The 26,133-nt window shown below is 60.5% G+C and carries 21 protein-coding genes; 16 read left to right on the top strand and 5 right to left on the bottom strand.

Annotation, left to right across the window (positions count from 1 at the left end; translation table 11 throughout):
• Positions 1 to 104 precede the first annotated feature (104 nt).
• The 5 genes from hpaR to BLV67_RS05095 all read left to right on the top strand — a co-directional run bounded on the left by hpaR (position 105) and on the right by BLV67_RS05095 (position 5,403).
• The gene (hpaR, locus tag BLV67_RS05115; protein WP_069787574.1) at positions 105 to 527 is read left to right on the top strand and encodes a homoprotocatechuate degradation operon regulator HpaR; all 423 of its coding nucleotides are present in this window, start codon (positions 105 to 107) and stop codon (positions 525 to 527) included.
• Positions 528 to 695: 168 nt separating this feature from the next.
• Entirely contained in the window at positions 696 to 1,688 is a 993-nt protein-coding gene (locus tag BLV67_RS05110) for a helix-turn-helix domain-containing protein (protein ID WP_069787573.1), read from the top strand.
• Positions 1,689 to 1,756: 68 nt separating this feature from the next.
• On the top strand, positions 1,757 to 2,689 hold the full coding sequence (locus tag BLV67_RS05105; RefSeq protein WP_069787572.1) for a SphA family protein: 933 nt from the start codon (positions 1,757 to 1,759) through the stop codon (positions 2,687 to 2,689).
• Between the two features lie 10 nt (positions 2,690 to 2,699).
• Positions 2,700 to 3,932, top strand: a complete 1,233-nt coding sequence (locus BLV67_RS05100) for an MFS transporter (protein ID WP_069787571.1) — start codon at positions 2,700 to 2,702, stop codon at positions 3,930 to 3,932.
• 13 nt (positions 3,933 to 3,945) lie between these two features.
• A complete protein-coding gene (locus BLV67_RS05095; protein ID WP_176727931.1) occupies positions 3,946 to 5,403 on the top strand; it encodes an amidase in 1,458 nt (485 codons plus the stop codon).
• 181 nt (positions 5,404 to 5,584) lie between these two features.
• Here BLV67_RS05095 and BLV67_RS05090 read toward each other — a convergent pair whose 3' ends face one another.
• Together BLV67_RS05090 and BLV67_RS05085 are read right to left on the bottom strand one after the other, a co-directional pair.
• Positions 5,585 to 6,853 carry a tyrosine-type recombinase/integrase gene (locus BLV67_RS05090; protein ID WP_069787569.1) on the bottom strand — a complete coding sequence of 423 codons (1,269 nt, stop codon included), beginning with the start codon at positions 6,851 to 6,853 and terminating at the stop codon, positions 5,585 to 5,587.
• 153 nt (positions 6,854 to 7,006) lie between these two features.
• Positions 7,007 to 7,921, bottom strand: coding sequence for a LysR family transcriptional regulator (locus BLV67_RS05085; protein WP_069787568.1), 915 nt, complete (start codon positions 7,919 to 7,921; stop codon positions 7,007 to 7,009).
• 247 nt (positions 7,922 to 8,168) lie between these two features.
• Here BLV67_RS05085 and BLV67_RS05080 point away from each other — a divergent pair, with 247 nt between their 5' ends.
• The 4 genes from BLV67_RS05080 (at position 8,169) to pgm (ending at position 14,494) form a co-directional block, all read left to right on the top strand.
• A complete protein-coding gene (locus tag BLV67_RS05080) occupies positions 8,169 to 9,191 on the top strand; it encodes a zinc-dependent alcohol dehydrogenase family protein (RefSeq protein ID WP_065930108.1) in 1,023 nt (340 codons plus the stop codon).
• A gap of 719 nt (positions 9,192 to 9,910) precedes the next feature.
• On the top strand, positions 9,911 to 11,341 hold the full coding sequence (locus BLV67_RS05075) for a hypothetical protein (RefSeq protein WP_069787567.1): 1,431 nt from the start codon (positions 9,911 to 9,913) through the stop codon (positions 11,339 to 11,341).
• The gene (locus tag BLV67_RS05070; RefSeq protein WP_069787566.1) at positions 11,338 to 12,744 is read left to right on the top strand and encodes a GntR family transcriptional regulator; all 1,407 of its coding nucleotides are present in this window, start codon (positions 11,338 to 11,340) and stop codon (positions 12,742 to 12,744) included. Before BLV67_RS05075 ends, BLV67_RS05070 begins: the two co-directional genes overlap by 4 nt.
• A gap of 106 nt (positions 12,745 to 12,850) precedes the next feature.
• On the top strand, positions 12,851 to 14,494 hold the full coding sequence (pgm, locus tag BLV67_RS05065; protein WP_069787565.1) for a phosphoglucomutase (alpha-D-glucose-1,6-bisphosphate-dependent): 1,644 nt from the start codon (positions 12,851 to 12,853) through the stop codon (positions 14,492 to 14,494).
• Positions 14,495 to 14,611: 117 nt separating this feature from the next.
• On the opposite strand, the gene BLV67_RS05060 is transcribed toward pgm, so the two are convergent.
• Positions 14,612 to 15,307, bottom strand: coding sequence for a pirin family protein (locus BLV67_RS05060; protein ID WP_065930104.1), 696 nt, complete (start codon positions 15,305 to 15,307; stop codon positions 14,612 to 14,614).
• A 220-nt stretch (positions 15,308 to 15,527) separates the two neighbouring features.
• Here BLV67_RS05060 and BLV67_RS05055 point away from each other — a divergent pair, with 220 nt between their 5' ends.
• The gene (locus tag BLV67_RS05055) at positions 15,528 to 17,975 is read left to right on the top strand and encodes a UvrD-helicase domain-containing protein (RefSeq protein WP_069787564.1); all 2,448 of its coding nucleotides are present in this window, start codon (positions 15,528 to 15,530) and stop codon (positions 17,973 to 17,975) included.
• Between the two features lie 138 nt (positions 17,976 to 18,113).
• On the opposite strand, the gene BLV67_RS05050 is transcribed toward BLV67_RS05055, so the two are convergent.
• Complete coding sequence (locus BLV67_RS05050) at positions 18,114 to 18,386, bottom strand: DUF1652 domain-containing protein (RefSeq protein WP_026013572.1); 273 nt, start codon at positions 18,384 to 18,386, stop codon at positions 18,114 to 18,116.
• Between the two features lie 256 nt (positions 18,387 to 18,642).
• On the opposite strand from BLV67_RS05050, the gene BLV67_RS05045 reads away from it, so the two are divergent.
• The 4 genes from BLV67_RS05045 to BLV67_RS05030 are packed head-to-tail and all read left to right on the top strand — an operon-like array spanning position 18,643 to position 22,413.
• Positions 18,643 to 19,449, top strand: coding sequence for a helix-turn-helix transcriptional regulator (locus tag BLV67_RS05045; RefSeq protein WP_069787563.1), 807 nt, complete (start codon positions 18,643 to 18,645; stop codon positions 19,447 to 19,449).
• Between the two features lie 49 nt (positions 19,450 to 19,498).
• A complete protein-coding gene (locus BLV67_RS05040) occupies positions 19,499 to 20,905 on the top strand; it encodes an NAD(P)/FAD-dependent oxidoreductase (protein ID WP_069787562.1) in 1,407 nt (468 codons plus the stop codon).
• A gap of 26 nt (positions 20,906 to 20,931) precedes the next feature.
• Positions 20,932 to 21,273 (top strand): cupin domain-containing protein, encoded by a 342-nt coding sequence (locus BLV67_RS05035; protein WP_069787561.1) that lies wholly within the window; start codon positions 20,932 to 20,934, stop codon positions 21,271 to 21,273.
• A 60-nt stretch (positions 21,274 to 21,333) separates the two neighbouring features.
• Complete coding sequence (locus tag BLV67_RS05030; protein WP_065930099.1) at positions 21,334 to 22,413, top strand: polyamine ABC transporter substrate-binding protein; 1,080 nt, start codon at positions 21,334 to 21,336, stop codon at positions 22,411 to 22,413.
• Positions 22,414 to 22,502: 89 nt separating this feature from the next.
• Here BLV67_RS05030 and BLV67_RS05025 read toward each other — a convergent pair whose 3' ends face one another.
• Entirely contained in the window at positions 22,503 to 23,288 is a 786-nt protein-coding gene (locus BLV67_RS05025) for a helix-turn-helix transcriptional regulator (RefSeq protein ID WP_069787560.1), read from the bottom strand.
• A 200-nt stretch (positions 23,289 to 23,488) separates the two neighbouring features.
• On the opposite strand from BLV67_RS05025, the gene BLV67_RS05020 reads away from it, so the two are divergent.
• Both BLV67_RS05020 and BLV67_RS05015 read left to right on the top strand, forming a co-directional pair.
• Complete coding sequence (locus BLV67_RS05020) at positions 23,489 to 24,853, top strand: APC family permease (RefSeq protein WP_069787559.1); 1,365 nt, start codon at positions 23,489 to 23,491, stop codon at positions 24,851 to 24,853.
• A gap of 9 nt (positions 24,854 to 24,862) precedes the next feature.
• On the top strand, positions 24,863 to 25,966 hold the full coding sequence (locus BLV67_RS05015; RefSeq protein WP_069787558.1) for a DmpA family aminopeptidase: 1,104 nt from the start codon (positions 24,863 to 24,865) through the stop codon (positions 25,964 to 25,966).
• Positions 25,967 to 26,133: the final 167 nt, after the last annotated feature.

Below are 26,133 nucleotides of genomic sequence, written 5' to 3'. Positions count from 1 at the left end.
GGCTTTTACGCGGAACCGATTGCACTTTTCACAGCGCCAACGCTGCTTGCAGCCACTGGCCGGCGACACTAAGCTGCCGACTCGCCCATTCAAGTGGTGCCGTTATGGCCAACCCCAGACCTTCGCTGACACTGACCCTGCTGCAAGCCCGTGAAGCCGCAATGGCTTTCTTTCGCCCGGCGCTGAACAAGCATGAACTGACGGAACAACAGTGGCGGGTCATTCGCATACTGCGCCAGCAGGGCGAACTTGAAAGCCATCAACTCGCCCAGCAGGCCTGCATTCTGAAGCCGAGCATGACCGGTGTGCTGACGCGCCTGGAGCGCGATGGCCTGGTGCGTCGACAGAAGTCGAGCCAGGATCAACGCCGGGTTTTCGTTGGCCTCACCGAGCGCGGGCAGCAATGCTTTGTCTCCATGAGTGAGGGGATGGAAAGCAACTACCAGAAAATCGAGGAACAGTTTGGCGCCGAGAAAATGGAGCAACTGCTGGCCTTGCTCAATGAGCTGAAAAATATCAAGCCTTGAGCGGGTCATAATTTAATTAATAAGTGAACGTCTTTGCCCGCTGACGGCATCGCAGCCGCGAATGCTCACTATCCATTTTCGGCACAAATGCACGACCGGTCCCAGGTTCGGAATGGAACTTGCGTGCTATCTGACCTGTAAGCCTTGGAACTGAAAAAGGTTGGGTCGATGAACAATAATAATGTGCTGATGCCTGTGGCCTCGGTGGTGCTTGCACCGGTGTTGCCCTTCCAGCGTTTTCTGACCAGCGACATCGATGAGCACGCGCGCAATATGGGCGGCTGGCAGGTTCGCTACGATCAGTTGTCCCCTGGCCCCTTTGAGGGTGAGCTGGTGGAGTTTCGCTCGGACTGGATGCAACTGGTGCGCGACCGCTCTAATCAGGCCATGATCAAGAGTGGTGTGGCCTGGAAAGGCGCAATCACCTTCAGTATTCCCTTGAGTGCCGACGGCCCGGTGTATTGCTCGGGGCATCCGGTCCACGAGCCCAGCCTGTTGGTGGCCCACGGTGAAAACCTTCCCGAGCTGCACACGCCACAGCATCTGGATTTGCTCGGCGTGGCCATTGAGGAGCACGCCCTGGAACATGCCCTGGAGCGTCAGGGCAGTGAGTTTCGAATTACCGATCTTCCCAAGTGTTACCGCTTGGGTGATTCATCTGTGCAGCGTGAACTCGCGGCGTTGTTCGATGAACTGGCGCGCTGCGACCAGAGCCGTGATGCAGTGCTGGGGCATGACTCGATTCGGCGCGGCATACGGGATGCGGTGATGCTGCATGTACTGGAATTGATCGCGCCGGATCGAGCGCCGCCCCTCAACCCCACGGCGCGCAAAAGGATGGTCGACCGGGCGCGCGAATATGCGCTGAGCCACCTCGACGAACCGCTGTCGATTCTTGATCTGTGCAACCACATCGGCGCCAGCCGGCGCAAACTCCAATACTGTTTTCAGGAAACCCTGGGCATCAACCCGGTGGCCTATCTGCGTGCGCTACGCCTCAATGCGGTGCGCCGCGAACTGCGAACCAGCACGCAACCTCATGGTGTGCAGGAAGTGGCGGCGCGCTGGGGTTTCTGGCATTTGAGTCGGTTCGCAAGCGATTACCGCACCCTGTTTGGTGAAAGCCCATCACAGACCCTGCGTCGCACTCAACTCTGCTGAAATCGGATAACCGGCGCACGGTGCCGCTGACTAGGATGGCCCACACCACTTGATGGGAGGGGCATTCGATGATTCATAACAATAACGCAAGCGCCGCACGTTTGACGGTGCTCACCCTGGGGCTGCTGGGTTGCTGCGCCAGCGTCCATGGCACCGAGAGCGGTGCGCCGACCACCGCCGTCGGTGTCTACGATTTCGGCGCGGGGATGATGCCGCCGGCCACACCGTTCGGGACCCTGGGGCTGCGCACGGCGTTTTACTCGGCCAACGTGCAGAAGGACCGCCACGGGCGCTCCGTCGACAACCACTTCTCACTGGATGTGTTGTCCATCGGCGTCGCCTACATGCGCATGACGGATCACACCGTGCTGGGCGCCACGTACGGTTTCGGCGCGGTGGTGCCGTTTTTCAAGATGGACGCCTCAGTCAAGGTGCCGACGCCGGTCGGTCCGCTGAGCCTGGAGGCCGATCCGTTTCGAATGGCTGACGTGCAATTGCTGCCGGTGATCCTGCAGTGGAACCTGTCGCCGAATCTGTTCATCAACACGCAGCTGCAGATCCAGACGCCCACCGGTGACTACGACAAAAATCGTTTGATTTCCCCCGGGCTCAATCACTGGACGTTCTCGCCGATCGTCAATGCCACCTACATCACCGACAGCGGCTTTGAGGTTTCTTCAAGCTTAGAAGTCGACGTCAATACCCGTAACCCCGCGACCGATTACAAAAACGGTATCGAGTACCGCCACGAGTTCGCCGTGGGCCAGCATGTGGGGCCTTGGACCTTGGGCCTGGGCGGTTACTACTACCGCCAGTTCACCGATGACGATGCGCCCGGGCTGCAATCGGGCAACCGCGCGCGGGTGCTGGCCATCGGGCCGGCAGTGAGTTACTTCAAGCCCGGTCTGCCGCCCGTGTGGCTGCATGCCTACAAGGAAACCGATGCCCGCAACCGTGCCGAGGGTTACACCGTGGCGCTGCGTATTTCTCAAAGTTTCTAAGGGGCTGGCCATGAATCCATCACGTTCCGATTGCGCATCACCACGGCAAGCCACCGGACGCCGTGAAGGGCTGGTGCTGATGCTGGGCAGCAGCCTGACCATTATGGGCGCGGTCATGGTTGCGCCGATCCTGCCCAAGTTGGCGGCCGAGTTCGGCCCGCTGGAGCCCCGCGCCGACCTGCTGGTACCCCTGGCGGTGACCGGGCCGGCGCTGGCGATTGCAGTGTGCGCGCCGCTGGCCGGCTGGTTGGCCGACCGGGTTGGGCGTAAGGCGTTGCTGGTGATCGCCACCCTGTTGTATGCCGTGCTCGGGGCCATCCCGGCGTTGCTCGATAACTTGCCCGCCATCGTCGGTGTGCGCCTGTTGTTCGGTGCGGCAGAAGCGGCGGTTATGACGTGCTGCGCCACGCTGATTGCCGACTATTGGCACGGCGAAGAACGGCTGCGCTACATCAATCGGCAAGTGGTGACCATCGGCCTGGTGGGCTCGCTGTTCTTTGTGATGGGCGGGGCGTTGGGCGAGCATTCCTGGCGCCTGCCGTTCCTGTTGTACCTGCTGCCACTGCTGTTGGTGCCGGTGATGATCAAGGTGCTGTGGGAGCCCGCGGCCACCCGGCAACCCATCGAGACGCCTGGGCAGGGCAGGGTGGCGATCCTGCCCTTGGTGATCGGTTATCTGCTGATTCTCAGCGGTATGGTCCTGACTTTTATCGTGCCGATCCAGACGCCGATTCTGCTGGTCAGCCTTGGGGTGACGTCGAGCACGATGATTGGGCTGTCGGCGGGCTTGGGTCTGCTGGCGACCTTGGGCGGTTCGTTGGCCTGGCCGCTGCTGCGCCGCCGCTTCGGTGTCGCCGGGTGCAATGCGCTGTTGCTGACCCTGTTGGCCCTGGGGTTATGGCTGCTGATGCGCGGGCAAAGCTACAACACGGTGTTGGTGGCGGTGCTGATCCATGGCCTGGGCGCGGGGCTGCTGGTGCCTAACGCAATGGCGCCGGTCATGAATGCCCTGAGCGCCAGGACCCGAGGGCGCGGCCTGGGGGGATTTACCGCGTTTCTGTACGTCGGCCAATTTGTCAGCCCGCTGGTGGTGGCCGTGCTCAGTGCTTACTCGGGCGACCTGCGCCACGCCATCCAGTGGCTGGCGTTCGCCAGTTTTGCCTCGGCACTGGTCTGGGCGCTGGCAGGCCTGCACGCACGGCGCAAAGCGCTCCCCCAGTCTTTCGGCTCAAGTCATTCATAATTAAGAGGAGATGATGATGGACATCCAGAACCTGCTGGACAATGAAGACGCCACCGGCCTGGCCGAGTGGGTCAGGCGCGGTGAAGTGCAACCTGGCGAGCTGCTGGAAGCAGTGATTGATCGTATCGAATTGGTCGAGCCGCATCTCAACGCGGTCGCCGAGCGGCTTTACGATTCCGCTCGCGAGGCCGCACTCGCAGCGCGGCCGGGGCGCGGCGTGTTTGCCGGGGTACCGACCTTGATCAAAGACCTGTTTTCGCCGGTCAACGGCGCGGCGATGACCAACGGCTCGCGCGCCCTGGGAGGCTTTCGCGCAGACTTTGAAGCCGAACATGTGAGCCGTATCCGCCGTGCCGGGTGTGTGATTCTCGGCACCAGCACCTCACCTGAATTCGGCACATCGTACTCTACCGAGTCCAGCCGTTTTGGCGCGACGCGCAACCCCTGGAATATCGACCACAGTGCAGGCGGTTCCAGCGGCGGCGCGGCAGCCCTGGTGGCCGCACGCGTCGTGCCCTTTGCCCATGGCAACGATGGCGGCGGTTCCTTGCGTGTGCCGGCGTCCTGCTGTGGTGTGTTCGGCCTCAAACCCAGCCGTGGGCTGCTGCCTTCCGGGCCGATGGTCGGCGAGGGCTGGGCCGGGATGGGCACCCCCCATGCCATTACCCTGTCGGTACGCGACAGCGCCGCGCTGCTGGATGCCACGGCCGGCATCGATCTGGGCGCACCTTACGCCGCGCCAATGCAGGCGCAGCCCTATGTCACGGCCCTGCAGCGTGACCCCCGGCCGCTGCGTATCGCCCTGGTGGAACAACTCGGGCCTTGGCCGACCTCCAGCGAGAGTCTGGACGCCGTGCGCCAGGCCGCGAGGTTGTGCCAGTCCCTGGGTCACCACGTTGAACCGGCCGGCCTGCCGGTGGCGCTGCCGACGTTTCTCGATCAGGTCTTCACCATCATCGGTGCAAGCACTCGCCACTATGTCGACGTGCTGGGCCAGATGCGCGGCTTCGCGGTGCAGCCTGATGAGCTGGAAGCCCGTACCCGCATTATTTTGCGCAGCAAGGGCGATGTCAGCGGTGCGCAGTACGCTGGGGCGGTGGAGTGGATTCATGCCTTGGGTCGGCAACTGGCGGTGTTCATGCAGGATTACGACCTGATCCTCTCGCCGACCCTAGCCCGCGAACCGGTGCCCATTGGCGAACTGGACCTGCAAGACGATCGCATGAGCCTGGATGAGCTGATCGAACGGTTCCACAGCTACTCACCGTACACGGCGCTGTTCAATGCCAGTGGGCAACCGGCAATGTCGGTGCCGCTGTACTGGAGTGCTGCCGGCCTGCCGATGGGCGCGCACTTTGCCGGCCGCTTTGGCGAGGAAGCGACCTTGTTCGCACTCGCCGCACAGTTGGAGCGCGCCCAGCCTTGGCGTGCACGCATACCGCCGATGAATGCCTGCGCCTCCCACCGTTAAAACCGCTGAAAGGCATTACGTGGCGCATGTTGTCGTACAACTGCTTGAGCTATGATGAGTGCTCATTCAAAAATCGAGAACAATGCGCCCGATGGACAAAAACCCCTAGAATTCAAAGGGTCGGAGGCCAGATGCGAGTCTCGTTTCCGCTCCAATCTCCTGGTTTGTATTCGCTGTATCGTCAATCTGTGGTTATTCGCGCCGCGTTTTGACGCAACTGATCTAGGTAGTTCGCCCATTGTTGGGCAGCCTCTCGGCGTTGCGCCAGCAATTGAGCCCGTGCATACACTGCCCCGAGCGCACCCGGCATTCGGTGGGATAAAGACAGTTCAAGCACGATAGGATCTATACCCAAATGCTCGTGGGCTATGGTCCGGTAGGTGGCGCGAAAGCCGTGGGCAGTAATGTTGTACTCCGGCCAGATACGCTGAAAGGACTTGAGCATGGAGGTCGGGTTTATGGGGCGTCCCGGATAGACCGGCGAGACGAACACCCAGCCTTTGCCTTCTTCATCCACCACGCGGGTTTTATGTAGCTCGCGTAACAGAACCAAGGCTTGTTCAGGCAACGGCACAATGTGTTTGCTCTTGTCCAGATGCTTGGTCTTGCTCACCACATAACGCCAATCGGCGCCCACCAAGTCGACATCTTCCCAGCGCATCTGCACCAGTTCGCCTGGGCGGACCGGCAACATGACCAGCAGGCGCATTGCGGTGGCAACGCTGCCGTCGTTGCAGTCATCAAGGCGTAGAAGAAACCTGCCCAGGTCGGATGGCCTTTCGATCGCCGGGTTGCTGGTCACGATGTGGCGGATCTTCAACTCCTCGATGTTGCTGAGCGCCACGTTGCGCTCCACCCAGCCGCGACCTTCGGCAAAGCCCAGAACGGCACGTATGATGGTGCGCACGCGCCGGGCCATGGCCATGGTGCGCTGGCGGCGCAACTCAGTGATGATCGTAGTGATGTGCTCCAACTTGATCTCGCTGATCGGTTTTTTGCCAATGGCAGGCAAGATGTGGTTGTTCAGCGCTCCGTTAAACCCCGAGATGGATTTTGTCACCAGTTCGGCAGACTTGAATGCCAACCATTGCTCGGCCACGTAAGCGAAGGTGCGCTCTTCATTGAGCAACTGTGCCTCGATCTTGGCGGTCTTGGCCTTGAGCGGAGCGGTGTGGTTAGCCACGTCGCGGCGTGCGCCGCGGGCAATGTCGCGCGCCTCCTTGAGGCTAATGTCGGGGTAAGCGCCGATGGAGAAGCGGTTTTCCTTCCCATGCAGCCGATACTTCAATCGCCAAACCTTGGAAGGGGATTTGCCGACCTTGCTCGACGCCCTCACCTCCAAGTAGAGGCCAGGAACTTCGCCATCGGCGTGTTTGCCAGGTTCGGTCAGTGAGCGGATCAAGGCATCGCTGAGTTTTCGTTTGAAAACAACCACATTATCTGGGGGCATCGGTGGGGGCATCCTTTTTAAGGAACCGAAATTTGCCCCCAATTATGCCCCCATGAGTCGTGGAATCCATTGGATTTAGACAGGCGGCAATGGACTGAAATTACCAATAAGCACTTGTTATAAAACAGTTTTATGGAATTTACTAGAATTCCATTACAGGCTATCGGGGTCCCCAAAAAACATCTGAATCCTCGACCTCAACCACCGCTCCCCCGGATCATTATCCTGCGACCCGCGCCACGCCATATGCAGCTCAAACGTGCGCACCGGCAACGGTGGGTCTTCGGCGCGCAACCCGCCCGCTGCGGTCAATGCCTCGGCGGCGTAGTCCGGTACGGTGGCGAGGATGTCGGTGCCCGCCAGCAATGTGCCCAGCCCGTTGAACTGCGGTACAGCCAATACCACGTGGCGTTTGCGATCGAGTTTTTCCAGCTCTTCGTCGATAAACCCGCTCAGGTCGCCGGCGAAGGACACGAGGGCGTGGGGGCGGGCGCAGAAGTCGTCCAGGCTCAAGGAGCCGGGTACGCTGTCGGCGCGCAGCAGTTTCGGCAGGCTGCGGCGCAGCACCTTGCGTTTGGCGTTGGCGGGCAGGTCGGCGGTGTAGCTCACGCCGATGGAAATTTCCCCGGAGGCCAGCAGGCCAGGCATCAGGATGTAGTTGACGCGGCGCACCACCAGCACGATGCCTGGCGCCTCGGCGCGCAGGCGTTTGAGCAGTTGCGGCAGCAGGGCGAATTCGACGTCGTCGGACAGGCCGATACGGAACACGGCGGTGCTGGTGGCCGGGTCGAATTCGGCGGCGCGGCTCACGGCGGTGGAGATCGAGTCCAGGGCCGGGGAGAGCAGGGCGAAGATTTCCACGGCGCGCGCCGTCGGCTCCATGCTGCGCCCGGTGCGCACGAACAGCGGGTCATCGAACAGCCCGCGCAGGCGCGACAACGCCGCGCTGATGGCCGGCTGGCCAAGGAACAATTTCTCGGCAGCGCGGGTCACACTGCGCTCATGCATCAAGGTTTCGAATACGATCAAGAGGTTAAGGTCGACACGACGCAGGTCGTTACGGTTCATCTTGTGTCCTGGAAGAGTCAGCAAACTTGACGTGAGCGGCCACATGTAAACAATGACCGGCATGAATCTTACGGGGAAAGGCTGGTACTCTGCACCGGATAATTGAGTTTTCCTACGATACTTGAGGTGAATGCCTCACTTGCGGAATCAATGACAGACATGTCGACTATTAATGGCGACCGGTGGCCTTACCCGGAAAGCCCAGATAGAGTTCATGGCATTAGAGGTTACTTTGACGAGGTTTGCGATGTCCCGCACGATCCGTTTTCACAAGTTTGGTCCGGCCGAGGTGCTCAAATGCGAAGAGCATGCAGCCGCACAGCCCGCACCGGGCGAAGTGCAGGTGCGTGTCGAAGCGATTGGCATCAGCTGGTATGACATTCTGTGGCGCCAGAACCTGGCGTCCTCCCATGCACGCTTGCCGTCCGGCCTTGGCCATGAGATGGCCGGTGTGGTGGTGGCCCTCGGTGAGGGCGTGGATGACTTGGCGGTAGGCGATAAAGTCGCCAGTTTTCCGGCCGAAAGCCCCAATGATTACCCGGTATATGGCGAGCAAATCGTATTGCCGCGCTCGGCATTGACCCGTTATCCGGATGTACTGAGCCCGATTGAAGCCAGCGTGCATTACACGCCGCTGTTGATCGCCTACTTTGCTTATATGGATCTGGCGCGGGTCAAACCCGGCCAGTTTGCCCTGGTGACCGACGCCAGCCACTGTGCCGGCCCCTCGTTTGTACAATTGGGCAAGGCGCTGGGTGTTCGGGTAATCGCCGCCACCAAGGACAGCGCCGAGCGTGAGTACCTGCTGTCGCTGGGCGCCGAGAAGGTCATCGTCACCGAAGAGCAGGACCTGCTGATGCAAATCAACAAGTTCACCGATAACCGCGGCGTGGATGTGGTGTTCGATGGCTTGGGCGGTCCGCAGATGTCGATGCTCGGTGACGTGCTGGCGCCCCGTGGCAGCCTGGTGCTCTACGGTTTGCAAGGCGGCAACCAGACGCCGTTCCCGGCCTGTGCAGCGTTCCAGAAGAACATCCAGTTCTTTGTGCACTGTATCGGTAACTTCACCGGCAAGCCGGAACTGGGCATCATTCAGGACCATGTTGCCTTGCAACGCGCATTGCGTGACATCAACCAACTGACGGCCGACCGCGTGTTGGTGCCACTGAAAACCACCGTATTTGCCTTCAACCAGTTTGTAGAAGCGCACCGTTACATGGATGAATGCCCGTGCCGCGAGCGTGTTGCGTTGCAGGTTGAGGCTGTTTGAGGTGTAGGAAGATTCGTAAATGAGTTTTGCAAACCCTGGGCGCATGGGGCAAATGCGCCATATGACAGGGTTGAATCCGCGCGTTGTCTGAAACGCGCAACGGCCGTCCGGTCCCGCAAACGATGCCCTTTTCCCCGCCGCCGCCCTGAAATTCAGCGCGGCGTTGTTGTGTCTGCGCCCTGCGCATTTGCCCCCGTCATTATCTGAACTGCTTTTTGGTCAGCTTCTGTATCTGTTAATCATTATTTCAGCCCTGATAATTAGCACTTCACTTTCAACTCAAGGACTGAGTTATGAATGATTTTCGGATTCATCAGCGGGCACTTCCTGCAACTACGAGTGCTACAGCCTCTGCCAGGACGCGAGGCGGTCGGCCCTCCAAGGGCGGATTTCAAACGATGCATGACTGGAGATTTAAGTTTGACAATTTTTATTTGTCAGATGGATCTTTGAATTCAAGGTTAAAGCGTTGTAGGAGCCTGTCTGAATATTCCTAGGAGCATTGCTGCCAATCGCCAGGATGCTGTGGTACGGCGCTTTCGCCCCAAAGATGCTGGGAGACGAGCCGCCTGAGCAGCACTTATCGATTTGTAACCGGGTGCTAGTGTTTATCTGTCGCACACACTGCACCGCAGGCAACGTTCTTACACACGCAATAGATCGGGCAACTACGCTCGGTAGTTGTTTTGAACTGATATTTCAACTCAGGTAGTAGAACTATGAGCGCTATTCACGAGCAGGCCATGAATTATGTTTACCAGCAAGTTCAACAACGCTTGGTTGGGTATTTCACGCGCGCGGAGCGCACTGCACTTCAATTGTTGATTCAGCGTATTGTCGTGGCCGCCGGCGGCATGGAACAAGTGGGTGATTACAAAGTGCTGGTGGCCCATGGCGGTGGTGAAGTCAGCAGCTACACCCTGGCGTTACTGCGTGCCGCACAGTTGAGTATCGCCGCGCGTGCGCCCAGGACCTTCCAGTTACGGGTGGCGACGCTACGCCACGCGGGTATGACGCAAGACACCCTCGAGGCGATTCATCGCGGTTACAGCCGGCTGTTTTTCCATGATGACGACCGGGTCGAGTTGTTGATGGTCGAAAACGAACAGGTGTTGCCCTTCAACCATCAGCGCCCGGCCTCCAGCCGCGGCTGTGAAGCTCACCAGCGCAACATGTTGATGGTGGGGCATCTGACCTCCGGCGATGTGCGCGCCACGCTGTGCAACGATGCCTACCTGGCACTGGGGGATTTCTATCAGCGCGTCACCGCCTGGAACGGTGGCGTGCACGCACTGGTCAGTGGCGACTCCGCGCGCAAACAGAGCCAACTGCTGGTCTGGCTGAAAAAAGCCGCCCAGGCTAAAACCGTCAAGGCTGCCAAGGGTAAACCGACGTCGCTTGGCGGGTTGTTTACGCGCATGGATGAGTGGAGCGGCGATTTCTACCGTGACCTCTACGGCGAGCACTATGTGCCCAAGGCTGACGTCAGCCCGGGAGGGTATCGGCACCTGGCCTATATCGGTATTGCCGACTTGCTTGAAGGCATCGACCGCGCCAGTGCACCGTTGCTCGTCGATTTCATGGCTTATACGCCAGATCTGCTGGGCTTTCACTTCAGCCACCCAAGCTTTGCCAACCCACCGTTGATGGCGCACCTGCGCGGCCTGCAAGCCGAATGCCTGCGCGAGCTGCATTACGAGGAAGGTGTCGAGGAGTTCCTCGAGCAGGCGCGCAATTACCTGCGGCGTCGGCGGGTGCCCGAAGAGCTGGTAAGCCAGGTGGCCGATCGCGGGGAGCGGGCGTTGGCGAGCAGCCTTGCCCAGCAATTTTTCGGCTTGGACGAGAACCAACTGGTCTGCCTGCTGTTTTCGCCTTTCATTCATCACGGCGAACGGCTGGAAGGCTATTTGCGTCAGTGCCACCCCGGCATGCTGGTGGCATTGCCTGAACTGCACAAGGTCTTGCAGGGCAAACCGGCAGCCGAGATGCTGCAGCAATGGGTCGCCGATGCCAGCGGGTTGCCGCTGCCTTTGCTCCAGCATCTGTACCGCAAGCGGCCGATGAACCTGGCCCTTCGCGGTGCCCACAATGCACCCGTGCAAAGGTCTCAAGCCCGTGACGGCATGGCCTTTCAGCTGTCTGGGCGATGACGCTGCGGGGCGCACGGCAGGCTGACTTTGCTTATCAGGCGGTTTATCGCTACATGATCAACCTGATTAACGAGGTCAGCACGGATACGCGCGTAAAGCTGCCGTCGCTGCGCCAGTTATCCCAGCGACTCAATGTGTCGATCTCCACCATCCAGTATGCGTATTCGCTGCTGGAAAAGGAGGGCAGGGTGTATTCAGTGGCCAAGTCGGGATACTACGCTTGGCCGCTTGCCGGTGGCCCAGTGGCGTGTCCCAGCGGGGATTTGCTTGAACGCCTCTATATGGCGTCCCGGCGCCCGGGCATGACCGTGCTCAGCGGCGATGAACCGGCCTTGCTGGCCTCACTGGACGGCGCCTTGCTGCGCCTCGAGCGCGAGCTGGTGCGTCAATATCCAGGGCACCTGCAGCCCTGGTCGCAACCCTGCGGGGTGTGGGAGCTGAGGGCGGCGCTGGCGGCTCGCTACACTTCGTCACCGACCCGCTGCTGGCAGGCTGATGACGTGTACATCGGCGCAGACATGCGCGGTGTGCTCGAGATCCTTATCGAGGTATTGGGCTTGCGCGGCGCCTCGGTGGTGGTCGAATCGCCCTGCGAGTGGTCAATCCTGCGCCTGCTGCAGGATGCCGGGGTGCGTATCCTTGAGCTGCCCTGGGGCAACGATGGCCGCCTGGAGCTGGCCTTGCTCGAAGGGATGCTGCGTAACGAGTCGGTGCAGCTGCTCGTGCTCTCGTCGTCGCTCAGCCTGCCGTCCGCCTTTGCCTTGCAGCCTCAAGACCGCCAGGCGGTGGCGCAACTGCTCGATCGGTACGATTGCTGGCTATTGGAAAACGACACCTGCGGCGAATTGGGATTCAAGCCGGCACCGGTTGCCCTGCGCGACCTGGTCAACCCTGAGCGGTTGGTGGTGTTTGCCTCTTTCGAGAAAATACTCGGCCCAGAGGCGCCGTTTGGCTACGCGTTGTCGCGGCACTTGAGCGGTGAATTGCAGCGACAGTTCCTGCTGCGCTCGTTCCGACTGTCCGCCATTCGCCAGCGCGCGATTGCACGCTTGTACCTGAGCGGCAAAATCGACCAGCACCTGCACCACTTGCGCGGGCTGCTGCTGGAGCAGGCAGGCGAAATGAGCAAACTACTGGGCCAGCACCTGGGTGATCAAGTGACTTACCGAATGCCGGCGGGCGGGGCGACCTTTTGGTTGGGCGTCACCCGGGCGGTGGACATGCGCAAGGCTTTCCACTACCTGCTGGCGCGTCAGGTCGTCATGGCGCCCGGTGAGCTGTTCAGCGTGTGCGGCCTGCACCACCAGCATCTGCGGTTAAGCAACACCTTCCACGGGCTGCCCAACCTGGACAGTGCCCTGGCATTGGTGGGCGAGGCGCTGCGTGATGCACAGATCAGCTAAATGCATGAAACTTCTCTGTGGCTTGTAGGATCAATACCGTCGCGTAGTAGCCTAACTCTCAGTAAACTGTCATTTTTTCCGAATCCTTCTTCTTCGAGGTTTATGCATGACAATCAGTCCTTTTGCGGGCAAGCCGGCGCCAGCTCAATTGCTGGTGGATATCCCGCGACTGGTCACGGCCTATTACACCGGCCAGCCTGATGCAGCGATCTCCACCCAGCGTGTGGCCTTTGGTACTTCCGGGCACCGTGGCAGCTCGTTCGAGCTGAGTTTCAACGAATGGCACGTGCTTGCCATCAGCCAGGCCATCTGCCTGTACCGTGAAGCCCAGGGCATCAACGGGCCCTTGTTCGTCGGCCTGGACACCCACGCGCTGTCGACCCCCGCAGGCGCCAGCGCCCTGGAAGTGCTGGCCGCCAACGGCGTACACGTGATGCTGGCCGAAGGCGATGAATACACGCCGACCCCGGCCATTTCCCACGCCATCATCTGCTACAACCGTGGCCGTACCAGCGGCCTGGCAGACGGTATCGTGATTACGCCGTCGCACAACCCGCCACAAAGCGGCGGCTACAAGTACAACCCGCCCAATGGCGGCCCGGCCGATACCCACGTTACCAAGTGGATCGAAGCCAAGGCCAACGAGCTGCTGGCCAACAAGCTGGCCGGGGTTAAACGCATTACCCACGCCCAGGCGCTCAAGGCCGATACCACCCATCGCCATGACTACCTCAACAGCTACGTAGCCGACCTGGTCAATGTGATCGACATGGACGCCATCCGCAGCGCCGACCTGCGTCTGGGCGTGGATCCGTTGGGCGGAGCAGGGGTGCGCTACTGGTCGGCGATTGCCGAGCATTACCGTTTGAACCTGGACGTGGTGAACACTGAGGTCGACTCCACGTTCCGCTTCATGAGCGTGGACTGGGACGGTCAGATCCGCATGGACCCGTCCTCCAGCTATGCGATGCAAGGCTTGATCGGCCTCAAGGAGCGTTTCGACGTCGCCTTCGCCTGCGACCCGGACCACGACCGTCACGGCATCGTGACGCCATCCGGTGGCCTGCTGGCACCGAACAACTACCTCGCCGTATCGATTGATTACCTGTTCCAGAACCGCCCAGCGTGGCGCGCCGATGCAGCCGTGGGCAAGACCGTGGTCAGCAGCGGCTTGATCGATCGCGTTGCGGCGCGTATCGGCCGGCGCCTGTTTGAGGTGCCAGTCGGCTTCAAGTGGTTTGTCGATGGCCTGTTCGAAGGCTCGCTGGGCTTTGGCGGCGAAGAAAGCGCCGGTGCCTCGTTCCTGCGCAAGGACGGCACGGTCTGGAGCACCGACAAAGACGGCTTGATCCCCGCTCTGCTGGCTGCCGAAATGACCTCGCGCAAAGGCCAGGACCCCAGCCAGATCTACCGTGGCCTGACGGATGCGCTGGGCGAGCCATTCGCGATTCGTGTCGACGCCAAGGCGACCCCGGCGCAGAAAGCACTGCTGGGCAAGCTGTCGCCTGAGCAAGTCACTTCCACGCAACTGGCCGGGGAAAGCATCGAGCAGATCCTCAGCCATGCGCCGGGTAATAACCAGGCAATCGGTGGTTTGAAGGTGATGACCAAGAACGGCTGGTTCGCCGCACGGCCATCGGGCACCGAGGACATCTACAAGATCTACGCCGAAAGCTTTGTGGGTGAAGACCACCTCAAGCAGTTGGTACAAGAGGCGCAGGTGCTGGTAGACGGCGCCATCTCTCAGTAACACCGCAGATCCAAACATGTGGGAGCGGGCTTGCTCGCGAATACGGTGTGTCAGTCGCTGGGTATATTGACTGAACCACCGTATTCGCGAGCAAGCCCGCTCCCGCATTGTTTTTTGTTAAGCCAGATCTACCAAGACGATTTCACTGTCTTCAACCGCTGTTACCCGCAACACCTGCTCATCTTCAACCGCCACCCCGTCTCGCGCTTGCGCACGCAGGCCATTGACTTCAATGACCCCCGTCGCCGGCACCAGATATGCACGGCGCCCGCTGTCCAGCCGATACTCGGCGCTTTCCCCAGCCTTCAGGTTAGCCGCCACCAGGCGTGCATCTGCCCGAATGCGCAAGCTTTCAGTGTCACCGGCCTTGCCACTGGCCAGGGTCACAAAGCCCTCACGATTGCCCTTGGGAAATGGCTTGGCACCCCAGGAAGGCGGCAGCCCGGCCTCATTCGGGATGATCCAGATCTGGAAGATCTTGGCCGGCGTGGCTTCCAGGTTGTATTCGCTGTGGGCAATCCCGGTGCCGGCACTCATGACCTGTACGTCACCCGCTTCGGTGCGGCCTTTGTTGCCGAGGTTGTCGGCATGGCTGATGGCACCTTCACGCACATAGGTGATGATTTCCATGTCGCGATGCGGGTGCTGCGGGAAGCCCGTGCCGGGCGCAATGATGTCGTCGTTCCACACCCGCAGGTTGCCCCAGTGCATGCGCTTGGGGTCGTGGTACTCGGCGAAGGAAAAGTGATGATGGGCATCGAGCCAGCCATGATGGGCGCCGCCCAGGGAGGTGAAAGGTCGAAGTTCGAGCATGATGGGTCTCCTGTGGATGGTGACTATCATCCAGCAGCGCATGATCGATAAAAAGCGTAAAAAATGCCGAATTCCAATCAGTTTATTCGATTGAATGCTGGCGTTTTGACTTTTACTTCATCGCCTAACTGCATGACAACAAAGCAATTGGCTGGAACTGTGCGCCGATTCCGGCGACCATGGCACCTTCGCCAGAACCAACCTCATCGCTGGAGTCCGCGTGCCGCGACAAACGCCTGATCTGCCCCCCGAACTGCGTCCCCTGGCAGAAATGCCCCTGCTGAAACGGCTCGCCGCCCGTTTGTTTGGCCATGGCCTGACGCGTTTGCGTGCCCAGCATCGGTTTTCCTGGCTGCACGGCCAGGCGGACGGCTTTCGCAGCGGGCACGAAGCCGGCGTGGAATATGGCTACCGCGAGGGCAAGGCCGACGGCATCGAGGAAGGCCGCCAGGTGTTGCTGATCCGCGACTTTCGCCCCGACGAGCACCGCGCGCCGGGTGTGGATGACAGCCTGTTCGACGATTGGCGCCTGCCGCTCACGGCCGACGTCAAAAAGCGCATGAAGGCTGACGTAGCACGTTTGCTGCCGGCCCACGCCCAGCCCAGTGCCGCGCAGTGGAAGATGATCTTCAGTGACACCCCTTCAACCTCGGTGATTGCCGGTGCCGGCGCGGGTAAGTCCACCTCGCTGGTGCTGCGCATCCTTTTGCTGACCCACTACCTCGGCTTTGAGCTGAGTTCCATGACCGTGGTGACCTTCACCCGCGAATCGCGCAAAGACTTCATCAACAAGCTCATGGAAATTCTGGGTTTGTGGGGCCAGCCCCTTGACTTCAAAGAAGCTCAGGCCGTGGTGCGTACCTTTCATTCACGCATCCTGCCGATGGTGCGCAGCCTGCCAGGCTTCGAACGGCTGCAAGCGTTTGAAAACCTCAGCAGCGGTTTCGAGGATGCCGACAGCAACCCCTTCGACCTGCGTGTCAGCGACGCCCAGCGCCAACAGATGAACACCTGTTATCACCGGCTGCATGGCCGCCATGCACGCTTTCGCGAGCTGATCGCACCGCTGGCCCGCCATGGCCTGCAACTCAAGGAGCTGGAGCGCGACCACCCCGACGTGAAGAAACGCATCGCTGTCACCGAACTGGCGGCCAAGCGCGATGAAGAACTCTGCGACGTGATCGAGGACCTGTGGTTTCGCGCCGGCGCCTGGCCGATCAAGGGCATAGAGCCGAGTCGCCAGACCTTCGAAATCAATAGTGCGCAATTTCACTGCCACGGCTACATCCCGGATCTGGATGCCTGGGTGGTGCTGGGGTTTGATCCGCGGGAAAACCCTCAGATCAACCGGCCCAATTCTAAGCTTTCGGTGCGGGCCGAATGGGCGGTAAAGCGCACCCTGTTTCAAGCTTTCTGTCGCAAACCATTGATATGGTTAGATAACTACGAGTCATCACGGCGCCTTTTAAGCAGCCTGGCGGGCGACGCCAGCGCCGGGCCTGGGTTTGATTACAAGGTCAAGGGCGAGCTGGCCTCGACGCCGCTGCTGGACAGTTTCGTGATGGCCGCCGGGTTTATCGAGAACCTCGGGCTGGATGTGCCCACGGCCGTTGGCCAAATGAGCTTCGCCAAGGACGACCCGGACCGCGGCTACTTTGAAGCCTTGAGCATTTTCTGGAAGGCCCTGGAAGATCACTTGCTCGATCAATCGCCGCCGATCATGACTTATAACCGCATGTTCTCGCTGTTCGGTGAGAACACCCCGGAAAACCTCAAGCTGCTCAGCGATCCGCTGCTGCGGCCGATGTCGCACCTGATGATCGACGAGTTTCAGGACGTATCGCCGCAGATCGTCTCGTGGATTCGCGCCAGCCTGCGCGAGATCCGCAGCCGTGGCCCGGCGATGCATGTGGGGCGTGGCGCGCAACGCTCCTCCTTGCTGTGCGTGGGCGATGACTGGCAGTCGATCTATGGCTGGCGCGGCAGTTCGCCCCAGTACTTCATGGCGTTCAACCAGGAATTCCCGTCGCCCAGCACCACCCGTGTGATGCTCAGCGAGAACTATCGCAGCCACCAGCACATCATCGACGCCGCCGAACATGTGGTGCGCGCAGCCCCGGCGATCCCCGGCAAGAAGGCCAAAGCCAGTGGCGAGCCCAAGGCTTTGCAGCCCGTGGTGGTACTGGAGCGGGACGACGCCGCACTGGGACGACAGTTGCTGGAGCACTATCAACGCGGTAATACAGTGCTAATGCTTTATCGAAAAAGTAGCGATAAGTTATTGATTAAAGAGCATATTCAGGCGGTAGTTAATGTAGATTCCAGCTTGCCGCCACAGGACCGGCGGCTTAAACAGCTGACTTATCACAGTGCCAAGGGCCTGCAAGCGGACGCCGTTTTCCTGCTTGGGGATTGCCAGCACGTCACCAGCTCGCCTTACAAAAACCAGGTTTACCGCATGGCGGGCCTGGGCAAGGACGGCGACAGCGAACCCTACGATACCGCGCAGAAAGACGAAGTGCTGCGCCTGGCGTATGTCGGCATTACCCGGGCGGTGAGCCATTGCTATTGGTATGTGGAAAAGCCGGAAGGCCAGGGCGTGAACGTGCCAAGGGCTTCGGAGCGGGTTGATGGGCGAAAGGCGTTTTTTGATGATCGGCGCAGCTAGCAGCTATACACAATTCCCACTGTGAGAGCGGGCTTGCTCGCGAAAGCGGAGTATCAGTGACAGATGTATCAACTGACAAAACGCCTTCGCGAGCAAGCCCGCTCCCACATTAGATAGTCATCGGCTTATAAATGAGCGTCACGCCCGCAACGACAGCGGCGGCACAAAACACTCCAGCTCATCCTCCACCGCTTCGATAATGCGCTCCACATCCGCCGCATTCATCACCGTGGCGCAAGGAATGCCGGCAATCGCGATCAACGTCTCGCCGCTGGCCCGGTCGAACAGGCGTGCGACCATACTGCCGGGGGCGTCCATGCTCCCCTCGAAGCCCATCGGATGGAAGTGCCAGCGCATCAGTTGGCAGGCATTGGGAAATGTCACTTTGTTCATATTGCCCACCTTGTTCATTGAGCGCTTCCTTTAGCTCGCGGCAGGGGGCCATGACCTTCACTGGTCGTGGCATCAAGAGGTTAAAAATAGCATTCGTTCGCAAGCGCGCGTTGACTTTTTAAGGGCCGTTCGGCAGTTCTTTCGCGATTATATGACATGGGTCATGTCTTACTCGTGACTAGGCAAAAGGCCATTAGTCAGAAGTTCCGATTGACCATTGAATGCCGCCGGCAAATTCGGCAATCTTCCAGGCATTCCCGCCGCAGAGCCGTCCATGCAGCCCGTTTTGAGTGAAGAGTGCGAACAAACCCAAGCCACCGGCGATCTGGTGTTGCGCCATCACCTGTGCTGGCGCCATCGCGACCTGGAGGGCGTGATGTCCTACTACCACCCCGACATTCAGTACCACGACTTCTTCCAAAACCGCGTGGTGGGTCAGGCCGAGTTGCGCGAGTATCTGCAGGCCAGCATGCCGCGTGGCGCCGACGAGGCGATCGAGCACATCGACCGCATTCGCGCCGACGGTGACACCGCGTTTATCCAGTACCGCATTACCCTGCGCGGCGGCCAGGGCCTGGTGTCATTTCGCACCAGTGAAGCGATCACCGTGCGCGATGGGTTGATCTGGCGCGTCAACGAATACGCCTCCCTGGTGCATGAACAGCCGGCCCAAAACCTGCGTCCGACGGTCAGCCGCCTGGGCTTGTCGCCCCAGCAATTGGGGCATATGGCCAACGATCTGCAGCAGTACTTCGAACTCAAGCAACCCTATCTGGACCCGGCGCTGGACCTGCAACGTGTGGCCAATGAATGCGGCTACAGCCGCAATCAGATTTCCTACCTGCTAAACCAGGTGCTGGGCCAGAGCTTCTACCGCTACGTCAACCAGGCCCGGCTCCAGCACCTGCTGGCCGCGCTGGACAAGGCCGTGCCGCCGATCAAGGTCGATGACCTGGCGTTTGCCGCCGGTTTTAATTCGCTGTCGGCGTTCTACAGCGCGTTCCGCCAACACACCGGGCAATCGCCCAAGGCCTACGTCAAACAAATTTCTCTGCGTGCACGCGCGCAAGACACTCCCTGACGCCACGCTCTAGGATCCAGCCTATCGAAACGAGGTTGGGGAGCTTGGCATGCCGGCATGGCGCAACATCAGTTTATGGATGGACCAGTTGGACGACCCGCTGGTGGCGCGGCCGTCCCTGGCGCATGACCTGGACGTCAATGTGGCGATTATCGGCGCCGGCTATACCGGGCTGTGGACCGCCTACTACCTCAAGCGCCAGGCCCCGGAGCTGAAGATCGCGATTATCGAAGCGCAGACCGCAGGTTTCGGTGCTTCGGGCCGCAATGGCGGCTGGCTGATGGGCAACCTGTTGGGCGAAGACCGCCTGCTGGCCGGCCTGTCACCGCCACAACGGCGCGCCTCGTTTGACCTGCTGCATGGCATCCCCGACGAAGTCGCCCAAGTACTGGCCCGTGAAAGCATCGACTGCGACTACCGCAAGGGCGGTGTGCTGTACTGTGCGGCGCGCTACCCGGAGCAGGAGGGCAGCCTGCGCCGTTACCTGGACACGCTCCACGCCCAGGGCCTCACCGAAGCGGATTACCGCTGGCTGAGCCCGCAACAGCTGGCCGAGCAGATCCGCATCGCCAGGCCGTATGGCGGCATCTATGCGCCCCATGTCGCGACCATCAACCCGGCCAAACTGGTGCGCGGCCTGGCGCGGGTGGTGGAGAGCATGGGCGTGACGATCTATGAGAACAGCCCCGTCACCCATTGGCAGTCCGGCAGCGTGCGCACGGCCAACGCCAGCGTGCGCGCCGCGTGGGTGGTGCCGGCGGTCGAAGGTTACGCCACCACGTTGCCGCCGTTGGGGCGCTATCAGTTACCGGTGCAAAGCCTGATGGTCGCCACCGAACCGTTGCCGGCCAGCACCTGGGATGAGATTGGCTTGAACCGGGGCCAGGCCTTTGGCGAAAGCAGCCGCCAGGTCACCTACGGGCAGCGTTCGGCGGATGACCGCCTGATATTCGGCGCCCGTGGCGGCTATCAGTTTGCCGGCAAGCTGCGCCATAACTTCGACCTGAGCACCGACGAAGTGGCGCTGCGTCGCTACCTGTTCAGCGAACTCTTTCCGCAGCTCAAACACGTCAAGATTACCCACTCCTGGGGCGGCAACCTCGGCATGTCGCGCAACTTCCGACCGCACATGCTCTGCGATCACACCACCGGCATCGCGCTGTCCGGCGGTTATGGCGGGGAGGGCGTCGGCGCCACCAACCTCGGTGGTCGTACGCTCGCCGACATGATTCTGGGCCTCGATACGCCGCTGACCACCCAGCCCTGGGTGATTCGCGAGCGTGGCCTGGACGCGCTCAAGGCCTGGGAGCCCGAGCCCTGCCGCTGGCTGGGTTACAACGCGATCATTCGCAGTTTTGTCCATGAAGACCAAGTGTTGGCCAACCCCAACAGCGCGCCCTGGCGGCGCAAATTGGCGACCGGCGTGGCCGGGTTCATGGAAGGTTTCATGCACTGAGATGTTTCACTCACACGGGAAAACCCATGAGCATCACTCACTTCAAAGACGTGCTGAATGCCCATCTGCCGGACGCCTCACCGGTAGCCATGCCCTTGGGCGAACCCATCGCCGTGGCCTCGACCTTAAGTGTTGAGCGCAGCGATGGCGTCGAAACCGGCATCTGGGCATGCACCCCAGGCCGCTGGCGCCGGCAGATCAACTCCCAGGAGTTTTGCCACTTCATCCAGGGCCGCTGCACCTTCACGCCGGACAACGGCGAAGTCGTTCACCTACAAGCCGGCGATGCACTGATGTTGCCGGCCAACAGCACCGGCATCTGGGACATCCACGAGACCGTGCGCAAGACCTACGTATTGATCCTGTAACGCTTTGATCCTTGATCGCCTGCCATAAAAACAGCCCTAAAACCGCCAGGAAATCGAACCATGAAAGCCATTGCCCTGTTGCCCTTGATGTGGGTGGCCGCTATCAGCCAGGCCGCCGAGACGGTCAAGATCTACAACTGGTCGGACTACATCGCGCCGGACACCACCAAAAACTTCCAGAAAGAAACCGGCATCGGTTTCACCTACGACGTATACGACAGCAACGAAACCCTTGACGGCAAGTTGATGACCGGCAAATCCGGCTATGACGTCGTGTTCCCCTCCAACCACTTCATGGCCCGGCAGATTCAGGGCGGCGCCCTCAAAAAGCTCGACAAGAGCCAGCTGCCGAACTGGAAAAACCTCAACCCGGTGCTGCTTAAGGCCCTGCAAAACAACGACCCGGGCAATGAGCATGGTTTCCCCTACCTGTGGGGCAGCACCGGCATCGGCTACAACATCGACAAGGTCAAGGCGGTGCTCGGCGATAACGCGCCCGTGGATTCCTGGGACCTGATCTTCAAACCCGAGAACATGGCCAAGCTGCAAAAATGCGGCGTGGCGATTCTCGATAACGGCCCGGAACTGCTGCCGGCGGCGCTTAATTACCTGGGCCTGCCGCCCCACAGCAAGAAGGCCGAGGACTACAAAAAGGCTGAAGGGCTGCTGATGAAAGTGCGTCCGTATGTAGCCTACTTCCATTCCTCGAAATACACCGCTGACCTGGCCAATGGCGACATTTGCGTGGCCGTCGGCTTCTCCGGCGACATCCTGCAGGCCGAAAGCCGCGCCAAGGAAGCCAAAAACGGCGTGAACATCGGCTACAACATTCCCAAGGAAGGCGCCGCCATCTGGTTCGACATGGTCGCCATGCCCGCCGATGCCCCGGACGAAAAAGGCGGTTACGCGTTCATGAACTACCTGCTGCGCCCGGAAGTGATGGCCAGCATCACCAACTATGTGCACTACGCCAACGGCAACGCGGCGGCTGACAGCCTGGTAGACCCTGCAATCAAGGCCGACACCAAGGTGTACCCGAGCCCGGAAATGATGGGCAAGTTGTTTGCACTGGAAGCAATGCCACTGAACATCGACCGGATTCGTACGCGGGTGTGGAACACCATTCGTACCGGGCGCTAGGCGTCACACTGAGCGCCCTGTGGGAGCAGGCTTTGATCGTTCCCACGCTCTGCGTGGGAATGCAGCCAGGGACCTCCGCGTCCCGGTTTTCAGGGATTTTCCAAATCATGCCCCAACGACTGGATAAACAACGAAAACAGTTCCGGCTGTGACGAAATATCCAGCTTTGCGTACAGGTGTCGCCGGTGCACCTTCACGGTGTCCGGCGAGATCTTCAAACGCTCGGCCATGGCCTTGGACGAGAACCCACGCAATACCAGGCGCGCCACTTCCAGCTCACGCTCCGACAGCACCCCACTGCCAAAGTGGCTCAACGCGTCGCGAATCTGCGTGTCCATCGCCGGTGCACGCTGGGTGCTTTGCTGCCAGTGCTGCTGCATCAGCGGCAGCACCCAGGCCGCCAGGGTGGTCATCAACCCGGTTTCTTCAAAGTTGAAGCGCCGCTGCATGCCCAGCGATAACGACAGCGTGCCTGTACCCGGCAATTGCAGAATGAATTGCACCTCGTCTTCCAGCACGTTGTCGTGGAAGTAGTTGAGGAAGTATTCACTCTGGCGAAAATGGTCCGGTGCCACTTCCTCCAGGCGATACACGCCGCTGGCATACCCTTCGCGGTAGGCCTGGTAAAACGGGTCGATCAGGTACAGGCCATTGAGATACACCAGCATCGAGGCCGGTTTGCTGGTGGGCTGGGCGTCGAATTCTTCCAGGGCCACGGGCGGGCCATCGAGGGGATAAAAAATCGCCAGGGCGTTATCGAACGGCAGGCATTGGTGCAGCAACAGCACCAGCTGTTTCCAGAAGCGCTCGCTGCCCAGGTGTGCAACGGTACGGCCCAGGCCAGCATGCATGCCGACCTCTCTGAACAGGCTCATAAACACGGCTCCAGCCCTCAATAGATCGGCCAAGGGTTCGGCTTTTGCCGCGTATCGTCAAGGGGAGTACGCCAATAGGGGAATTGGCCTGCATAAACGCAACGTTTACTTTGCCGTCATCCAGCGAGAAACATATCTCGCAAGCGCCCGACTTTTTTCGTTTCTGCCTCCTACCAAAAACAACGATAGAGGATAACGATATGAGTGCTTCCCTCGCGCCAGACGGCGTGCTCAAGCCAACCCTGAGTGTGTTCGATGTGGTGGCCATTACGGTTTCGGCGGTCACGCCGGCCAGCTCGGTATTCGTGATTGCACCCTTTGCCATCCAGCAGGCGGGCAGTGGTGTGTTCCTGGCGTTTATGATGGCGGCCTTGCTCGCGCTGATGTTCGCCTTCTGTTACGCCGAACTCGGTCGCGCCCATAACAGCGCCGGTGGTGAATACGTGTATGCCAAACGGGTGTTTGGTGGCATGGCCGGTTATGCGACGTTTCTGACCGTGCTGGTGATGCTGTTGTTTATCCCGCCGGTCTTGGCCACCGGTGCAGCGACGTACCTGAATAACGCCCTGGGCACTAAATTCGACTCGCAAACCGTGGCTCTGGTCATCGTGGTGTGCAGCTACGCCCTGGGTATCCTCAATATCAAGCTCAATGCCTGGATCACCGGCACGTGCCTGCTGCTGGAAGTAGCGGCGTTGCTGGTGATCGTTGTTATCGGCTTTGGCAACCCGGTACAACCGGCCAGCGTGCTGTTCCAGCCGCAGATCGTCGAAAACGGCGTGTTGCACCTGGCGCCCTGGGCGTTGGTGATCGGCGCCGTGGGCATCGGCCTGTTCTCGTTTAATGGGTATGGTCCGGCGGTATTGCTGGCCGAAGACATGAAGTGCGGTGGCAAAGGCGTGCACAAGGCTGTGCTGTGGTCGCTGGGGCTGGTGGTGGTGATCGAACTGGTGCCGATCACGGCGTTGTTGATCGGCGCGCCGTCGCTGAGCGCGATGATCAGCAGCCCTGACCCGATCGGCTATCTGCTGAGCAGCCATGGCAATGAAACCCTGTCACGTCTGGTCAGTGCCGGGATTTTCCTGTCGGTGTTCAACGCGATTGTCGCCATCGTCATCCAGATTGGCCGGGTGGTGTTCAGTAGCGGCCGTGATGCCCTGTGGACGCCGCGTATCAACGCGCTGTTTACACGTATCCACCCGCGCTGGGATTCTCCATGGCTGGCGACATTGTTTCTGGCCATCCCTTCGGCGCTGTTGAGTTTCAGCTCGAACCTGGCGGACCTGACGTCCTTCAGTGTATTGCTGATCATCCTGGTGTACCTGGTGGTGGCGTTGAGCGCGCTGATGAGCCGGGTGCTGCTGCGTGATCGCGAGCATCCGTATCGCATGCCGTTATGGCCGCTGCCGGCAGTGCTGGCCGTGCTGGGCGCCGGTTACCTGCTGGTGACCCTGATCGCGGCGGCGTCGGTACGCGACATCATGATCATCATCGGCTTGCTGGCCTTGTCGGTGATTTTGTATTGCATCAGTGGCCGGACGAGTCCGGCGTTTCAGAAATTGTAAGGAGTGGGTATGCGTGCACGTCAATTGGGCATTACGTTGGGGCTGGGCACGCCCGGCGAATTGAATGCCATCACCGATGTTCCCGGCGTCCGCGTGGGCCACGCCACGCTCAAGGCGAGTGTCGACGGCAAACAGGTGCGCACCGGCGTCAGCGTGATCCAGCCGCGCGCCGGGGAGGCACGCCGGCAACCGTGTTTCGCCGGCTACCACGTGCTCAACGGCAACGGCGACGCCACCGGCCTTGAGTGGATCAGCGAAGCGGGGCTGCTGACCACGCCGATCGCCATCACCAACACCCACAGCATCGGGATTGTGCGTGACAGCCTGATCGCTCTTGAGCGCGAGCGCCTGGCGGACCCGGCGGTGTATTGGTGCATGCCGGTGGTGATGGAAACCTACGACGGCTTGCTCAACGATATCTGGGGCCAGCACGTCAAGCCAGAACATGTACGCCAGGCGCTGGAGGCGGCCGAGGGCGGCCCGGTGCAAGAGGGCGCAGTCGGCGGCGGCACCGGCATGATCTGCCATGAGTTCAAGGGCGGTATCGGCACCGCCTCCCGGCGTGTGCCGCAGGAGCAGGGCGGCTGGACCGTCGGTGTGCTGGTGCAGGCCAACCATGGCAAGCGCCAGGAGTTACGCGTGGATGGCTACCCGGTGGGGCGCCAGTTGATGGACATACCCTCGCCGTTCGCCGAGCGGGGCACGCCGGGCATGGGTTCGATCGTAGTCATCATCGCCACCGATGCGCCGTTGCTGCCCCATCAATGCCAGCGCCTGGCACAACGCGCGTCCATCGGTATCGCACGCACCGGCGGCGGCACCGAGGATTCCAGTGGCGACCTGTTCCTGGCCTTCGCCACCGGCAATCACGGGCTGCCACCGGCAGACTACGGGCGCAAGGACCTGGCACTCAGCAGCGTGTTGCGCATGGTCAACAACGACCATATTTCGCCGTTGTTCAGTGCCGCCGCAGAGGCGGTGGAGGAGGCGATCATCAACGCGATCCTGGCGGGCGAAGACATGACCACTGAAGACGGCGTCACGGTGCCCGGACTTACCGACGAAGTATTAATCGGCGCGTTAAACAAGTGTGGTTGGAGTCTGGCCCGGTAATGGGGGACATGCACTTTATTAGCGCCGGTAGTGGCTCTTTAATATTGAACTATGACACCGTGTCAATATATTGGATCCATTATTCGAGAGCGCCGCTCATCAAGAGCGGCTTTACCGCTATTTAATATTTAAATAACACTGGGCGGCGATTTGCGACGCAAGCGCAA

The organism is Pseudomonas salomonii (assembly GCF_900107155.1).
GTDB classification, from domain to species: domain Bacteria; phylum Pseudomonadota; class Gammaproteobacteria; order Pseudomonadales; family Pseudomonadaceae; genus Aquipseudomonas; species Aquipseudomonas salomonii.
The sequence above is the reverse complement of the archived record's forward strand: the minus strand, read 5'-3'. Positions and strand labels throughout refer to the sequence as shown.

What these genes read in the sequence shown, in the direction of transcription:
- BLV67_RS05030 (WP_065930099.1), top strand. Translation starts at nt 21,334, where the DNA reads ATGAAAGCCATTGCCCTGTTGCCCTTGATGTGGGTGGCCGCTATCAGC.
- BLV67_RS05050 (WP_026013572.1), bottom strand. Translation starts at nt 18,386, where the DNA reads ATGAACAAGGTGGGCAATATGAACAAAGTGACATTTCCCAATGCCTGC.
- BLV67_RS05110 (WP_069787573.1), top strand. Translation starts at nt 696, where the DNA reads ATGAACAATAATAATGTGCTGATGCCTGTGGCCTCGGTGGTGCTTGCA.
- BLV67_RS05075 (WP_069787567.1), top strand. Translation starts at nt 9,911, where the DNA reads ATGAGCGCTATTCACGAGCAGGCCATGAATTATGTTTACCAGCAAGTT.
- BLV67_RS05095 (WP_176727931.1), top strand. Translation starts at nt 3,946, where the DNA reads ATGATGGACATCCAGAACCTGCTGGACAATGAAGACGCCACCGGCCTG.
- pgm (WP_069787565.1), top strand. Translation starts at nt 12,851, where the DNA reads ATGACAATCAGTCCTTTTGCGGGCAAGCCGGCGCCAGCTCAATTGCTG.
- BLV67_RS05080 (WP_065930108.1), top strand. Translation starts at nt 8,169, where the DNA reads ATGTCCCGCACGATCCGTTTTCACAAGTTTGGTCCGGCCGAGGTGCTC.
- BLV67_RS05025 (WP_069787560.1), bottom strand. Translation starts at nt 23,288, where the DNA reads ATGAGCCTGTTCAGAGAGGTCGGCATGCATGCTGGCCTGGGCCGTACC.
- BLV67_RS05100 (WP_069787571.1), top strand. Translation starts at nt 2,700, where the DNA reads ATGAATCCATCACGTTCCGATTGCGCATCACCACGGCAAGCCACCGGA.
- BLV67_RS05105 (WP_069787572.1), top strand. Translation starts at nt 1,757, where the DNA reads ATGATTCATAACAATAACGCAAGCGCCGCACGTTTGACGGTGCTCACC.
- BLV67_RS05070 (WP_069787566.1), top strand. Translation starts at nt 11,338, where the DNA reads ATGACGCTGCGGGGCGCACGGCAGGCTGACTTTGCTTATCAGGCGGTT.
- BLV67_RS05045 (WP_069787563.1), top strand. Translation starts at nt 18,643, where the DNA reads ATGCAGCCCGTTTTGAGTGAAGAGTGCGAACAAACCCAAGCCACCGGC.
- BLV67_RS05015 (WP_069787558.1), top strand. Translation starts at nt 24,863, where the DNA reads ATGCGTGCACGTCAATTGGGCATTACGTTGGGGCTGGGCACGCCCGGC.
- BLV67_RS05085 (WP_069787568.1), bottom strand. Translation starts at nt 7,921, where the DNA reads ATGAACCGTAACGACCTGCGTCGTGTCGACCTTAACCTCTTGATCGTA.
- BLV67_RS05035 (WP_069787561.1), top strand. Translation starts at nt 20,932, where the DNA reads ATGAGCATCACTCACTTCAAAGACGTGCTGAATGCCCATCTGCCGGAC.
- BLV67_RS05060 (WP_065930104.1), bottom strand. Translation starts at nt 15,307, where the DNA reads ATGCTCGAACTTCGACCTTTCACCTCCCTGGGCGGCGCCCATCATGGC.
- hpaR (WP_069787574.1), top strand. Translation starts at nt 105, where the DNA reads ATGGCCAACCCCAGACCTTCGCTGACACTGACCCTGCTGCAAGCCCGT.
- BLV67_RS05040 (WP_069787562.1), top strand. Translation starts at nt 19,499, where the DNA reads ATGCCGGCATGGCGCAACATCAGTTTATGGATGGACCAGTTGGACGAC.
- BLV67_RS05090 (WP_069787569.1), bottom strand. Translation starts at nt 6,853, where the DNA reads ATGCCCCCAGATAATGTGGTTGTTTTCAAACGAAAACTCAGCGATGCC.
- BLV67_RS05020 (WP_069787559.1), top strand. Translation starts at nt 23,489, where the DNA reads ATGAGTGCTTCCCTCGCGCCAGACGGCGTGCTCAAGCCAACCCTGAGT.